The following is a 14,586-nucleotide window of genomic DNA, read 5'->3' as shown; positions in this document are numbered from 1 at the left end:
TTAATGGCCGACAGATATTTACAAATAAATGGTGTAAACGTCGCGACACCAACTGAGATGAAAGTTACGTTAAACGATATTGATGCGAAGTCTGGTCGTACGGCTAGCGGAAAGATGAAACGTGATCGTATTACTACGAAACGAAAGCTTGAAATTAAATGGGGTAATTTGAGCGAAAGCCAAATGTCAGCAATTATGACCGCGAGTTCAGGACAGTATTTCAATGTGACCTATTTAGATCCGGCGATAGCTGGAATGGCCACACGTTCATTTTATGCCGGTGATATGGGCGGAGATATTTTCTCATTTGTTGATAAGTTTAATAATGTGCGTTGGTCTGGGCTTTCAATCAACTACATTGAAATGTAGAGGTGGAATATGTTAACGATTTCGCAAAATATACAAGATGAATGGTTAAGCTTGTCGCGAGCTATTAAATTTAAAGTGTTAATCGGCTCAGTTCAATATACTGGCGATGATGTTGTTAGCTTTGATTATTCAGGCTCGAGTATGGGTGGCACCACGCTTAACGTCGGTGCAACACCAATTAATACGATTAGCATGAAGTTTAATTCGATTGTGCCGAGCTTGTTCGTCGGCATGGTAGTTCAGCCGTCAATTGGAATCGTGCTGCCTGATACGACGATTTCATATATTCCGCTTGGGAAGTTTACCATTACTAAGTTCAACCGGAATGTGAATGATGTTGAGACGACGCTTGAAGCTAGTGATTTCATGTTACAGCTAAGCAAGAATTATTCATCATCAATCACTTATCCGGCATCGCTAAAAAATATTGCAATTGAAGTTGCGATAAATGCCGGTGTTGATTACAACGTGAATAATCTCAATGATTTGCCTGATGTTTGGCTACCTAAAAAATATACAGGTGGAACATTGCGTGATGTTGCTGGTTATATCGCACAGTTTGATGCAGGATTTGCAACGTTTAATAGACAGGGACAATTAGAATTCAGGCGTATTTCTGGCGTTGAACTCGAACTTGGTTTAGACAATTACGATGAAAGTGGATTTGATAAGAACGAAGCTCTGTCATCGGTTGGAAAGTTAACTTCTTCGGTTACGGTTGGTGATACCCAACAAGCAATTAGCGCTGGTTCAGGTAGCAACGCAATTGAGCTTACGAATCCGCAAATGACGCAATCATTATTAAATGATATTAGCGGTCGCTTGTCTGGCATTAGTTTTAGTCCATATACATTAAATTGGAGCGGTTTTCCTGCAATTGAGCTAGGTGATTCGATTTCAATCGTTGACAGGTCTGGCTCGGCTGTTACGGTACCGGTTTTAAGCATGTCATTTTCATATGATGGCGGTTTATCATCAACGATATCAGCTGATACTTCGGGCAGCGGTACGGCCGTATTAACAGGATCATTAACGCAGAAATTGCAAAGCTATCAAGAAGCAACTCAACTCGCAATTGGTGAGGTTCAACAATCGGCTGACGGTAAAAGCAAGATTTTCTATGGAACGCAAGCGCCAACAAAAGCGTCGGTAGATGATACTTGGTTTAAGTTTTCAGACGATGGCGTTCCGCAAGCATTTCGTTATAACGGAACTTCGTGGGAGGTCGTATTTGAAAGTTTAAGCGGTACAGATGGCGTCGGTATTGCAGGTGTTTCGGTTACGTATGTAGCTACAACTGACGGTTCAACAACGCCGACAACTGGTTGGACAACTGCGATACCAACGGTTACACAAGGTAAGTGGCTTTGGTCAAAAACGCTAACGATCTTTAGTGATGGAAATCAGACAACAACGTATTCAAAAACGTATGTTGGCGTTGATGGCTTACAAGGCGTTGCAGGGCCGGCTGGCTATATCGTTTCAAATACGGCACCAGCCAATCCCTCAATTGGTACTGTTTGGCAAAATACATCGGTATCACCTAAGCAATTTAAGCGGTGGACAGGTACTGACTGGGTAGACCATTATATCTATTCAGATAATATGGTCATGTCAAACGGATTCATTACCAATGCTATGATTTCGGACGCAACAATAACGAGCGCTAAGATTGCTGCTTTAGACGCCGGAAAAATTACGACTGGATATCTAAGTGCTAGTCGTATTCAAGCGTCATCTATTACATCTGATAAGTTGAGTATTACTAACGGATTCATCACTAACGCGATGATTTCAGATGCGACGATAACGAGTGCTAAGATTGCGAGTTTGAGTGCTGATAAAATTAGCGCGGGTACTATCTCGGGTGTTACAGTTCGAGGGATTTCAGGTGGTAATTATGTTCAGTTAAACGGTGGTGCTGCTACCCTTCAATTTGTTGGAACTTACAATAACGGTTCAATTAACACGACGATTGAGCCATTAGCCGATGCGCCTACTGGACGAACTATTTTAGGAACAACAGCGGATTGGTATGCTGGAAGAACTATTAGAGCGGTAGATAATATTTCGACAGATGCGCTGTATAAAAGTGGCAGTGCATATATGAACCTCCAAATTAACACTCTCGATGGAACTAATCGTAATTTCATCGGTTCAAGTGATGGAAAATATGGCGTTATTTTTTGGTCAGGGGGTCTATATTTACTGTATAACGGAAGTGCGTATAATGTGAAAAGTATTTTAGGAGGTTCGACATGGACGATGTAGGTGAACCTAAAACATTAGTTAACATTCAAAAACAGGTGTTAGAACTGCAAAGTGTAGAACCGGATATGAATCATGCAGAAATAAACGCTGCTCAAAATAGCGTTATTGATTTTTTGGCGATTCAAGTAGGACAATTGCTGGCACAAGCTGAAGATAATAGTTAATGAGGAATTAAAATGGAAAACGAACAAGTACAAGATAATGGTGTGAAGTATTTGCAAGTAATTTATGCTAACGATATTATTGGCAAAAATGCAGAGATTGCAAATTTACAAATGCAAAGTGAAGAATTGATGAAACAAAATTCTGAATTGCAAAAACGTAATATAGAACTTGAACTTCAAATTGGTGAGTTAAGTCCTAAAGAATAATAAGGTGGCTATAAAATAGCTGCCTTTTTTAATACGCTGAATTAGCCGTCGGGGGAAGTGCCCGAGAAAGGAGGTTTTGCATGACACAAACGTTAACGATTGATTTGGATAAGCGAAATGTAACTAGTGATCGTGTTTTAGTTCGGCAAGATGAAACCGGCAATAAAGTCGCGGTAAACATTGTTGAGGGCGGTAAGGCATATTCGCTAGAGGGCAAAACAGTATCGTTTAAAGGTAACGATGCAAATGGTCAGTTGCAACTTGGCACAGCTGTTGTTTCAGATGATGGAACGCAAGCTATTTACACGTTTACCGCTGAAAATGTGGCTGTAATTGGAACTTATGGATTGGCATATTTCTATATTGTCGATGCAGATGGTGAAACAATTACGTCAGGGACGTTCAAGTTAAAAGTGCTTCCACAAAGCGAGTTAAATCCAACTCAAGCAACGTTCTATGTTTCGAAGCTTGATGAATTAATAACCGCGTTTGAAACGGCAATTGCAAACGGTGCACAAGTTCCACAAGCCCCAACTATTGATTTAACCGAAACTCTTGCTGGCTATGCACCAATTTCATATGTTAACGAGGCTGTCGCTGGGTTAGTAGACGCTGAATACATGAATATTGCGATTGATTCAGCGATTGATTTAGCAGTAGATTCTGTTAACGAAAGCGTAGATGAAAAGCTTACCGCAAAAGCTGATTCGGAAGATGTATTTACGAAAGATGAAATATATGTCTTGCTCGAAAATACAGCGGATAATCTTTCGGAAGATTTTCTTGAAATGACAGGCAACATCGAAACTGCTTTAGCTGCGATTTTGGAGGCGTGAAATGACAATTGAAGAAAAACTCATGCAAATTAATTCCGTAAAAACGGATATAAAAAATGCGTTGATTGAAAAAAATATGGATATGGATAGTGTTGCGTTTGATGGATATGCGGACAAGGTGCGTGATATTCCGGCTGCAGAGACACCGCAACCGTTGCCAATGGTAGATCATGGTTTTGGATTAATCACATTAAACGATGAAGATAGGACGCAAATTGAAGTGCTTACTGCAGAGGATTTCAACGTGTTGTGTGCAAGCAGTAGTACTAAAGCGGTTCCGACAAGTCCAATAACGATTAATAATGTCGTGCTATGGCTCTCCGAAATCTTAACATTTCAATTCGGAGCCGATTTTAATTTGACTACTATTAACTCATATTTTTTAGGCGGGGCTACTACATTAAACAAAATAAGCGCTATTCCAAATTGCGTAACGTATATCGCAAGTAATTTTCTATACAGTTGTTACTGGTTCAACGGATCAATCGTATTGCCAAATAAACTAGATCATATCGAAACTGGTTTTTTAAATAATTGTTATTCGTTTAATCAACAATTGAACATTCCAGCTTCGATGACTACAGGACTTGGCGGTAGCTTCATGAAGAATTGCGTTTCTTTTAATAAACCGATTATTTTGCCAAGTTCAGTAACAGTGATCCCCAGTGAGTTTCTCATGGGATGTTATAACTTTAATCAGGAATTGAATCTGCCGCCCAAACTAACAGTGATTAACATGAATTTCATGCAAAACTGCTATGCTTTTAGCCGGACAATTAAAGTTCCTGACACAGCGACAGCTATTACAGCTAGTTTCATGAGTAATTGTCACAATTTCACTTCTTTGGATATTGGTGCAGTAAATCCCGCAAAATTTACAGTAAGCGATAATACATTATCAACAACGGTTGTTGGCAAAATGAATTATGTTGGCGTTACTGTTATTGGCGATAACAGTGCTGCGTTTGTAGCAAGATTTCCTGCCAAAACAACATCACCATATCGTAATGTGATTGCTGGCTAGAAAGGTGAAAAATGATTAAACGAATTCTTAACTTGTTGCTTAAGAATATCCTTCATACCGCAATCGGTATGTGGGCTATTTTTGTTGCAATCTATGTATTCATTCACAACGATTATTTGAGTATTGTTGCGATTGATAATTTATCTAAAAATAAAAATGTAATTCTGTATACCGGCTTCGTCGATGAGTGGCAATTCGGCGTTGTGGTTCTAGTTGGTGGCTTGCTCATGTTAGCTGGAGTATTGAAGAATAACGAAGCTTTAATGACGGCTTCAACGTTCTATTTAATCGCGATTAATGGCGCATTATTAACGGTATTCTCCTTACGCGCGTTTATGAATGGATATTTTAATATCACGTGGGCTTATGCATTTTTAGCAACAGTAACTATGATTGGACTTCTATTTAAAGGGGGTAATCATGATCGGTTTGATTAGCGGTGTCATCGGAGCGTTAGTTACGCTAATTCCGGCAACGTTTGCGTATTTAAATAACCGAAGCAAACGTAATGACAACATACGAGAAATAGCAACTGCAACGGTGATTTCACAGAATGAACGAAATGCCGAGCGGATTGCAAAACTAGAAAGTGATATTGAAGCGCTAAAAAAACGTCTGGATCATCGAGAACGAGAAACGATAAATCTCGAAACCACAGCGCGAAAGTTACGGTTGATAATCTATCAGCTTAATCCAGATGTGAACATTGATGTTGAACTTAAAAAACTAGATTGATGAAATGAAAGGAAGTGAATGTTATGAATGAAAATATGAAATTATCAGCAAAAGGGCGCGCTCTTATTAAGGCGTGGGAAGGTTGCCGATTGAATGCTTATCGCGATTCAGTCGGAGTGCCAACGATTGGATATGGACATACAGCAGGCGTTAAAATGGGGACGACTATCACGCAGGCACAAGCAGATAAGTTGCTCGATGATGATTTACGAGTGCACGTAATTGGCTTGTATAAACTTAACCGTCAACTTACTCAAAATCAGTTCGATGCGTTGGCTAGTTTTCACTTTAATATTGGGCCTTATGTTTTGGATAACGATTCAGTTTTGCGCACGGCCATCAATGCAAATAACACTTCTGAAGTTGTCCGAATTATGAAGAAATATAACAAGGCTGGTGGCCAATTCTTGCAAGGCTTGGCTAATCGTCGGGCTGGTGAAACTGCACTCTATGCAACTGGAATCCAAACGGCTAATACCGTACTATCGGCGCCTGCAAAATTTACGGCATTGTTAGTTGATGGTGTTAAAGGCTTGGCAACTGATAAGGCGCTTCAAATGTGGCTTAACGTTACAGTTGACGGCTTGGTTGGTCGCGGTACCGTTACCGCATTGCAAAAGAAAATCGGCGTTGTTGTTGATGGCGTTTGGGGTATCGCGACAACTCGCGCGCTTCAAGTGTTCTTGAATAAAAACGGAGCAAACCTTATCGTTGATGGCTCGCTTGGTGCATTAACGATTAAGGCGCTTCAAACCTATTTAAACAAGGTTTTAAAATAGTAAATTGAATATAAATAAGGTCTAGTCTATTCTCTTTTTGAGTTTAGATTAGGCCTTTTTATTTTGAATTAAATTCGGAAAACCGAGCCTTATTAGTTGTCGCATTCGGAAAACAGAGTTATACTATGTATGAAGATAAGGAAGAGGGATATAACAAGAAAGGTAGAGTGAACATCATGATTAAGAAAGTATTCGTAACGAAGGATGACAACGCCAAAGGAACCAGCTGGCACATTCAACTTCGACAACGCGGTTTAGATAAGGATTTAGCAGCACGGCAAGACAACTTCATCTTAGTACAAGGCACCCCAGATAATTACATCGTAATCGACGGAAACCGGTACTACATCAATTACAAAAACGCCATCTCATTTAGCGGAACGCACTTAATCGATATTGATGAATTGCTTACCGGAACTGCATATCCTTTCAACGAACAATACAAGAAAGACGGCACTATCATCTTCGCAGATGAAGCCGAAGCAAGAGAAACTGCGCAAGAACAATTCGACGTACGACAAGCATTACCAATGTTCAGCGTAACCCGAGAATGGGATCCCGAAAACGGAATCGACGGCTTCAACGTAAAAATTAGCTAGGGAAGCCTAGCGATACATAAACTAAAAATAGAAAGTGATGGTGAATATCATGATGACCGAATGGATTTTAAAAGCAGATTTAACGCCTGAACAAGTTGAGGCTTCGAGTTTTCCAAGTAATTATACTTGGGAGGACATCAAGGCTATGCGATTCCAAATGCGGAAAGATGGCACGATTGCACACGCTATGTATGAATTAACGGAAGAAGCCGTTCAACGCAGCGATGATAAAATGGCGGAAATGAAGCTCTCACCATTTTGGAACGCGATGATGTCAGGTAACAAGCGTAGAGCAAATTCAGTTATGAAAAAGCTTGAAAAAATTCAAAACCGCCAAAACGGATAAAGGAGATAAAATGAAATTAGATGATTATTTAAAAGAGCACGGTGTCACGAGAGCGAAGGTTACTCGTATAGCCGGTATACCAACGGCAACAATGGATGCTGCGCAGAAACGTGATTACCGACTTTGGAAAGCAAATATATTCGAAGGTATCGGATTAACGATTGGAAAAACTGGCGCTATGGTTTTAGATGATTTTGAAACGGCAAGCAATCCAATCTTTGAATTCTTAAAAAAATATGATGTTAAGGATCCAGCGATATTACTTCGTATCAGAAGCTTGCTTAACTATTTCGATGAAAATAATATTGACGTTAGCAAAATCAGTTTCAATCGCTTCGAGAACGAACCGCATGAAGATTTGCAAGCGGATGTGCTCGTAGCTATCGGCAACTTAATTACATCATTAGCAACGATGAAAGCTAATCATGAGGCTGGCAATCCGCCAAGCCCAGAAGAATAAAATGAAGCCCCGATTCATTCTCGAAAGTTGAGTTTGAATCGGGGCTTTTTAAAATTCATAAAAACTAACATTGTTAGTGATTACCATTGAAATGGCGATTGTCATGTTGATTGTGGGATTACTGATGTTGATTGTTTTACCAAATTTATCTAATGCGCGTGAGGATGCTAATACCCGACAAGCGGGTGCGATGGTATCAGTCGTGCAAACGCAAGTCGATTTATTTGTTGATCATGAAACGGCGCAGGGAAACACCATGCCAACAGTGACTTATAAAATGCTGGAAGATAAAGGCTACTTAACTAAGACACAAGTTAAACGGGCGGCCGAAGTGGGGATCAAAATTAATGAAAAAAATGTTGTCGAAAAAAGCTGAGTCTGCATTCACATTACTTGAAAGCCTGATTGTGCTAGGGGTGGTGGCAACATGCCTTATTATCGGTTATTTAAAAGTTAACTATGACAATGAGCAAAGCGAACTCCGTTTTTGGCAAGAACTTGATGTCACTTGGCGACAAGCGCAAACTAGTGTCCGCGATACAAAGATAGTCTTTGATTTTAGGTTTACCAATAACTATGTCGATATTTATCGCGAGACAAAAAAAGTGAAACGGCTGAATTACCCTAATACGTTAAAGTTTTCAGGTGTAATGGTACACGTTCCGGTTTCAGCAGAGGGGCACATTAATCCGACAACTGTTTCATTGTTTCGTGCAAATGGTAGTTACTACAGTATCAAATGGGGATTTGGATGGGGGGTGTATCGAATTGAGCCAGAACCAAAAGGCCTATATCGTGGCTGAAGGGTTAGTTGCTTTGACGCTAACGGTGTTAGTTATTACGTGGTTTGCGGTCAATCAACACCAGCTTCATGTGCAACTATCGACGCAAGAAGCACGGATTAATAAAATTCGTCAACAAAAAGAGCGGAGCGATGAAGAGGTGGCCGATGCAATTGAAGAAAAAGCCAGCATTCACACTGATTGAGGTGTTTATTGCGTTATTGATATTTGGTTGTGTGGTTAGTGCTTTGTATTTTGGCACGAGCTTTATGCGCGAGAAAACATTGGTGAATCGGCCAAGTAATTACACATGGCAACAATTTTTGCATACGATAGAAACCACCGAGTACCCATTTTATTGGGTGAAAACACTCAATGCCGAGACAGAATTAAGAGTTTGGCGTGTGAGTAAAGACAGTGGTGACGGTGATGCTAAAGTTAAAGAATATATACTTAAAAACACAAAAAATAGCCATACGTTACATTTAACCGGCAGCAACGGTGGCTTTATGCCGTTAGTTTATGGGGTTGAGACAATTAAATTTAAACCAGTTGGGCGCCGGATTAAAGTAATCATCAAATTTGAATCAGGAGACATTCGTGAAGCTAATCTTGGAATTACGCAAAAAAAGGTCCCTAACGACTAATGCTGGTTTTGCTTTGGCATCGACACTAATTTTGCTGAGTGTATTGGCAGGTATGCAATTATGGCAGTTGCACATTTATCACGACCAAATGCAGACTTATACGACGATTGAGCGCAGTTATCGGCTTGATATGCTAACTAATCAAGTTAGATTGCAGTTAATTGATCATCCAGAGCAGACCGAATATAAAATCGGCGAGATTCAGGTTCTTCTCAAAGATCAACAAATATTTATTAAATATCCAAATGGAGATAAATTTCAACGACAATTTTCACAAAGTCAGTAATTCATGATAGTTAATAGTGAATTCTGCTTGTGAAATATGGTAAACTATCATTTGTAATAATTAAAGCAACTATAACCTATATACAAATGATGAAATGGAGGCTGGTATTCTGACACAAGCACAGACTGAATCACTTTACCAAGTGCTCGACCAAGCCACCTTGGTTTTAGCCGAAGAGTTGGAAACGACTTATCTCGATGCATTAATTGAAATTAGCGAGGATTTGTTTGCAAAACAAATCCAAGTCGAAGCCGGACGTCCAAGTGAACGCGTTCAAGCGCGGCTTGAACAATTATTTGGTGGGATTAATGTCGACACAATGGATGGCGAAACAATTCGTCAAGCAATTCAATTGGCTTTATTAAGAGCCATGAAAACGGATAAAATTCAAGCAAATCACCAATTAACACCTGATACAATCGGTTTTTTGGTTGCGTATTTACTTGAAAGTTTAACGAGTAAGGTAAGTGAATTGACAATCCTAGACCCAGTTGTGGGTACCGGGAATCTATTGGCGACAGTTCTACATCGCTTAAACGCGCGCCCAGAATTGGACGTGAAGGCAGTTGGGGTCGATGTTGATGACACAATGCTCGCAATGGCCGGCGTTAGTTTCGATTTACAACATACAGATGTGGCGTTAATCGAAGCGGATGCAACGAGTACTGCATTACCAAAGGCAGACGCAGTAATTGCCGATTTACCACTAATGCATGACAATCGCAGCGAAACGGTCGATAACGAGTTGATTTACCACAGTCTTCAAGCTTTAAACGAATGCGGTTATGGAATCTATATCGTGCCAAGCAGTTTGCTGGATACGGCTGAGGCAGTTAAGCTGATTAAGGAATTAACCACTACTGCATATTTACAAGGATTCTTGAAATTACCAACGGAGTTGTTTAAAGATGTGCGGGCACAAAAAGCATTGCTAATCGTGCAACGACACGGTGGCAGTGCCAAGCAAGCGGATCAAGTACTATTGGGAACTTTCCCATCCTTCAAGGACGTGCAGGCTTTCCAAGCTTTCTTGGGTAATATTAATGCATGGGTTAGTCAATTAGGATAGTTAATAAAATATTTTTGATTTAAGAAAAGGAGCCACAAAATAATGGCAAAAACAATGGCAGTTAACGCAGGATCATCATCATTGAAGTTTCAACTTCTTGAAATGCCTGCAGAAACAGTAATCGCAAAGGGTGTTATCGAACGAATCGGTTTAGGTGATTCAATCTTTACCATTAAGTACGGCGATGGAGAAAAGTACGAAGTCGTTGAAGATATCGATAACCATGAACAAGGGATTGAAAAGTTGTTGCAAGCTTTACTTGACCTTGAAATCGTCGCAAACTTCGATGAAATCACAGGTGTTGGTCACCGGGTTGTTGCTGGTGGGGAATGGTTTAACCATTCAGTTGTCGTAACTGAAGAAGTCTTGGAAAAGATTGACCGTTTGGCAGCTTATGCACCATTACACAACCCAGCTAACGCAATGGGAATTCGTGTTTTCCAAAAGTTGTTACCTAATGCGATTTCTGTTGCCGTTTTTGATACAGCATTCCACCAAACAATGCCTAACGTTAACTATCTTTACAGCTTGCCATACCAATACTACACACGTTATGGTGCCCGTAAATATGGTGCCCACGGTACATCACACCGTTATGTAGCTAACCGTGCTGCTGACTTGCTTGGCAAGCCATTAGTTGACTTGAAGTTGATCACTTTGCACTTGGGTGCTGGTGCATCAATTACCGCCATTAAGGATGGTAAGTCATTCGATACTTCAATGGGCTTCACACCATTGGCTGGGATTACGATGGCAACTCGTTCAGGAGATGTTGATCCTTCATTGATTTACTACATTCAAGAACATGAAAACCTTTCAAATGATGAAATGTTGGCAATCTTGAACGGTAAGTCTGGTTTACTTGGAGTCTCAACACTTTCAGCAGATATGCGTGACTTGCTTGATGTGCAAGAAACTAACGAACACGCCAAGTTAGCAATTGATATCTTTGTTAACCGTGTTGTGAAGTACATCGGTCAATACGTGGCTGAAATGGGCGGTGTGGATGCACTGGTATTCACAGCTGGTATCGGTGAAAACTCAGTACCATTGCGTAAGATGATTCTCGATAAGCTTGGTTACTTTGGTATCAAACTTAACGAAGAAAACAATAACAAGCGCGGTAATGAAATTGAAATTTCAACTGCTGATTCAACAGTTAAAGCATTCATGATTCCTACAAATGAAGAATTGATGATTGCGCGTGACGTTGAAGCAGCCAAAAACGAAAATAACTAATTTAATAATGTAAATTGGGACTGTCATTTATTTGGCAGTCTTTTTTGTTTCGTCCTAGTTATCTCCGCATTTAATTTTGTGGATGTTGCAAGTGCGCTGACTTTTTTCGTTCTGCCATGCCGAAAATGAAGGTGTCTTGATTAAATAAATAACGCTGGAATCGTAAGTGTTTTAGTATCACTTATCGAAGTGTCAAATGTGTGCTTTAAATGCAATCTAACAAACAAAACAAGCTTAATTGCAAATTAAAATTAGTCGATTTGAGAGCACATATGGGCAATTTATTTTCGCTAAAATTAAATACAAACAATATTAATATTTTAGATGGAGGCGAATTTGATGAAAGATAAAAAACATAACAAAGGGAAGCAAGTTGGATACGCTTCGCTAGCGACCGCAGCTTTGGTCAGCGGGATGGGCACCGCGCCAATTATGTTGGCTAAAAAATTGGACGATGATGATCGGACGGAGCAAGTCACTAGTAACCCTGAAGCAGTAGTGGATAAGCAACAAGCCGCTAAATCTGAGGCAGTAGTGGAAACCGCAAAATCAGAGAGTACTACTGCAGTGGATGTGACCGAGAAGAATACAGATGTTAACGAACCGGTAACTGAAAAAAATGAAACGAGCACGGATGTTTCCAAAGATTCAGCAAAAAATGAAACCGAGACGCCTAAAACGGAAGAAAAGGTTGCAACTTCAAGTTCAGCTAAGAATGAAATGAATGCTAAAACAACTGACCAACCAGATACCATAAAGTCAGCTAGTCAAGCGCCGCGGAAGAAATCAGCGCGGGAGGCTGATGGCCCGTCGATGACTACTGATGTCGTCCGCGCAGCGATTGGTGATACGGTAACATTTACCATAGCGAATACCAAACCGGGTAGTGAAGTGGTTGTAACATTGCATCAAGGGGCTAGCATGCTTGGGACTAGTAGTACTAATGTTGATGAAAATGGAAACGGTACATGTTCGTTCATAATACCAGAGAATGCTGTTATTGGTGCGGTTTCGTTCACACTTAGTATTGATGCTGACGACATTATGGCAGTTGTGCCGCTTGATTTCACTATCTATGCTCCGATTGTTTATGCTCCTAAAATAGTACCTGATATTACTCAAGGCCCGAGGGGTGGCGTAGTGACAGTAACACTGACGAATGCAGCACCAGGAAATGTATATTGGCTTCGCTTTGCTGACCCTGACACGAATCGTTGGGATACAATAAGTGAGCAATCTACTACGGTTTCGCTTGACGGTGAAGGAACATTACAAATAACGATTCCGGAAGATGCAACGTTAGGAGATGGAGAGCTTATTCTTGTAGACAACGATCAAAATTATGTTAAATCAGTTGACCCAATTCCGTTCAACGTCACAGAAGCAATATACAGAGTAGTTGATCCATGCACGCCATTCGTTATTGAGGTAAATGGATTTCTGTATAATAATGAGGTGGTGCTGTCTGGAGCAGATATCGGTCAAGTGGCAACGGGAATACCAAACGGATCGACTGGAATTGTAACCTTCAATGTGGTATTACCTGCGACTACTACCCCAGGGAAGTTAGTACTCACGGCGACTCAAAACTATTACCACGAAATAATGGGTAATATGATAAACGTGGAAAAGGTTACTGTATTAGTTAGCTCCGATTGTTCAGCATGTAGCCTAGACAGCGGAGATGGTGGCACTAACCCTACCGACAACAACCAAAACGGCAATGGTTCGGATGACAACAATTCATCACAAAATAACAACCAAAACGACAATAACACAGGTGACAACGGCAATAGCGGCCAAACGCCAGCTGATAACTCGCCCTCAGATGGGTTGAACCCAACTGACACAAGCAAACCAACCGATGATGATAAGTTGCCAAGTGATGAGATACCAAATCAGCCCGGTACGAACAAGCCTAGTACAAATCAGCCTGGAAATGGTGGTACACAAACGCCGACTAAAGGGCCAGCGATAACGGATTTACCGGGTTCGGGTGGCACACCAACATTAAATCCCAAGCCAACGGTATATAATCCAAGTAAGCAGCCTACAGGCACAGGAACTGTCTATAACCAAACAACTAGTCAAAACAGCGATACTACACAAAGCAAATTACCACAAAGCGGGTTTTCACTCGATACCAACCGAGTGTTGCTGGTCGCAGGTGTCGGATTACTTATCTTAGCTGGCGCGTTCGGATTGAAGCACCGGAAACGACGTTAGAAGTTTGTATCGTTATTATTACGGCACGGAAAAATCAATACAATAAGTAAGCTCAATTAAAATAAAATTCCCGCGGATATTTAGTGCTTACTTCGGCAATTTGGCGTGTAAATTATGTGGTGGCTTTTTACGAGTCCTGACCGGATAGCTTTTATTGCGCGTTAACTGCCTGATTTCTACGATTACTGAACTGCATCATTGAGTTTGTACCAAATTTATTCATTGTATAATGCTTAGAATAATGGTACTTTTACGTATAAATATACACGAGTCAGGGGGAAACTTATCTATAATGGGTGACACAATATTTATTGTCATTACAATCCTAGTATTAATTATGATAATCACGGCATTATATTTTGGTATCAAAGCGCACATGCATTCAAAATAATTGATGTAGTTAATCCAAATGGCATTCAGTTAGGATAACTAACGTAAAAGACTTATCGAAATAAAAATCGATAGGTTTTTTTTGCACTTTTCAGTTGACTCATTCGATATTCGTTAGCAACTCCGCCACCCACAAATTTCCTCCGGGTGCACTTTT

The 14,586-nt window shown here is 40.4% G+C and carries 20 protein-coding genes; all 20 read left to right on the top strand.

Features of this window, described 5'->3' with window-relative positions; translation table 11 throughout:
• Positions 1–3: 3 nt before the first annotated feature.
• The 20 genes from EQG49_RS02280 to EQG49_RS02190 all read left to right on the top strand — a co-directional run bounded on the left by EQG49_RS02280 (position 4) and on the right by EQG49_RS02190 (position 14,039).
• Positions 4–369, top strand: coding sequence for a DUF6711 family protein (locus tag EQG49_RS02280; protein ID WP_133362454.1), 366 nt, complete (start codon positions 4–6; stop codon positions 367–369).
• Positions 370–378: 9 nt separating this feature from the next.
• Positions 379–2,640, top strand: a complete 2,262-nt coding sequence (locus tag EQG49_RS02275; RefSeq protein ID WP_133362453.1) for a hypothetical protein — start codon at positions 379–381, stop codon at positions 2,638–2,640.
• On the top strand, positions 2,628–2,804 hold the full coding sequence (locus EQG49_RS13595) for a hypothetical protein (RefSeq protein ID WP_165964729.1): 177 nt from the start codon (positions 2,628–2,630) through the stop codon (positions 2,802–2,804). Before EQG49_RS02275 ends, EQG49_RS13595 begins: the two co-directional genes overlap by 13 nt.
• A gap of 12 nt (positions 2,805–2,816) precedes the next feature.
• The gene (locus EQG49_RS02270; protein WP_133362452.1) at positions 2,817–3,011 is read left to right on the top strand and encodes a hypothetical protein; all 195 of its coding nucleotides are present in this window, start codon (positions 2,817–2,819) and stop codon (positions 3,009–3,011) included.
• A gap of 80 nt (positions 3,012–3,091) precedes the next feature.
• On the top strand, positions 3,092–3,847 hold the full coding sequence (locus EQG49_RS02265) for a BppU family phage baseplate upper protein (RefSeq protein ID WP_133362451.1): 756 nt from the start codon (positions 3,092–3,094) through the stop codon (positions 3,845–3,847).
• Between the two features lies 1 nt (position 3,848).
• A complete protein-coding gene (locus tag EQG49_RS02260) occupies positions 3,849–4,871 on the top strand; it encodes a leucine-rich repeat protein (RefSeq protein ID WP_133362450.1) in 1,023 nt (340 codons plus the stop codon).
• 11 nt (positions 4,872–4,882) lie between these two features.
• A complete protein-coding gene (locus EQG49_RS02255; RefSeq protein ID WP_133362449.1) occupies positions 4,883–5,308 on the top strand; it encodes a hypothetical protein in 426 nt (141 codons plus the stop codon).
• Positions 5,292–5,606: a hypothetical protein gene (locus tag EQG49_RS02250; protein WP_133362448.1), complete on the top strand. Its 315-nt coding sequence runs from the start codon at positions 5,292–5,294 to the stop codon at positions 5,604–5,606. Before EQG49_RS02255 ends, EQG49_RS02250 begins: the two co-directional genes overlap by 17 nt.
• Positions 5,607–5,629: 23 nt before the next feature.
• Positions 5,630–6,385, top strand: a complete 756-nt coding sequence (locus tag EQG49_RS02245) for a lysozyme (RefSeq protein ID WP_133362447.1) — start codon at positions 5,630–5,632, stop codon at positions 6,383–6,385.
• Positions 6,386–6,510: 125 nt separating this feature from the next.
• On the top strand, positions 6,511–6,984 hold the full coding sequence (locus tag EQG49_RS02240) for a hypothetical protein (RefSeq protein WP_165964728.1): 474 nt from the start codon (positions 6,511–6,513) through the stop codon (positions 6,982–6,984).
• A 49-nt stretch (positions 6,985–7,033) separates the two neighbouring features.
• Entirely contained in the window at positions 7,034–7,330 is a 297-nt protein-coding gene (locus EQG49_RS02235) for a hypothetical protein (RefSeq protein WP_133362445.1), read from the top strand.
• A gap of 10 nt (positions 7,331–7,340) precedes the next feature.
• Positions 7,341–7,790: a hypothetical protein gene (locus EQG49_RS13900; protein WP_243115732.1), complete on the top strand. Its 450-nt coding sequence runs from the start codon at positions 7,341–7,343 to the stop codon at positions 7,788–7,790.
• Positions 7,791–7,866: 76 nt separating this feature from the next.
• On the top strand, positions 7,867–8,166 hold the full coding sequence (locus EQG49_RS02225) for a competence type IV pilus major pilin ComGC (RefSeq protein ID WP_243115731.1): 300 nt from the start codon (positions 7,867–7,869) through the stop codon (positions 8,164–8,166).
• Complete coding sequence (locus EQG49_RS02220; RefSeq protein WP_133362443.1) at positions 8,138–8,593, top strand: type II secretion system protein; 456 nt, start codon at positions 8,138–8,140, stop codon at positions 8,591–8,593. Before EQG49_RS02225 ends, EQG49_RS02220 begins: the two co-directional genes overlap by 29 nt.
• On the top strand, positions 8,559–8,777 hold the full coding sequence (locus EQG49_RS02215; RefSeq protein WP_133362442.1) for a hypothetical protein: 219 nt from the start codon (positions 8,559–8,561) through the stop codon (positions 8,775–8,777). Before EQG49_RS02220 ends, EQG49_RS02215 begins: the two co-directional genes overlap by 35 nt.
• Positions 8,740–9,219: a prepilin-type N-terminal cleavage/methylation domain-containing protein gene (locus tag EQG49_RS02210; RefSeq protein WP_133362441.1), complete on the top strand. Its 480-nt coding sequence runs from the start codon at positions 8,740–8,742 to the stop codon at positions 9,217–9,219. Before EQG49_RS02215 ends, EQG49_RS02210 begins: the two co-directional genes overlap by 38 nt.
• Positions 9,173–9,505, top strand: a complete 333-nt coding sequence (locus tag EQG49_RS02205) for a hypothetical protein (protein WP_133362440.1) — start codon at positions 9,173–9,175, stop codon at positions 9,503–9,505. The genes EQG49_RS02210 and EQG49_RS02205 overlap by 47 nt, the downstream gene beginning before the upstream one ends.
• Before the next feature lie 94 nt (positions 9,506–9,599).
• Positions 9,600–10,574: a class I SAM-dependent methyltransferase gene (locus EQG49_RS02200; protein WP_133362439.1), complete on the top strand. Its 975-nt coding sequence runs from the start codon at positions 9,600–9,602 to the stop codon at positions 10,572–10,574.
• A 42-nt stretch (positions 10,575–10,616) separates the two neighbouring features.
• A complete protein-coding gene (locus EQG49_RS02195) occupies positions 10,617–11,813 on the top strand; it encodes an acetate/propionate family kinase (RefSeq protein WP_133362438.1) in 1,197 nt (398 codons plus the stop codon).
• A gap of 339 nt (positions 11,814–12,152) precedes the next feature.
• A complete protein-coding gene (locus EQG49_RS02190) occupies positions 12,153–14,039 on the top strand; it encodes a hypothetical protein (protein ID WP_133362437.1) in 1,887 nt (628 codons plus the stop codon).
• Positions 14,040–14,586 lie beyond the last annotated feature (547 nt).

This window comes from Periweissella cryptocerci, assembly GCF_004358325.1.
In the GTDB taxonomy this organism is placed as follows: domain Bacteria; phylum Bacillota; class Bacilli; order Lactobacillales; family Lactobacillaceae; genus Periweissella; species Periweissella cryptocerci.
Note: the sequence above shows the minus strand (reverse complement) of the source record. Positions and strands in the feature narration are given on the sequence as shown.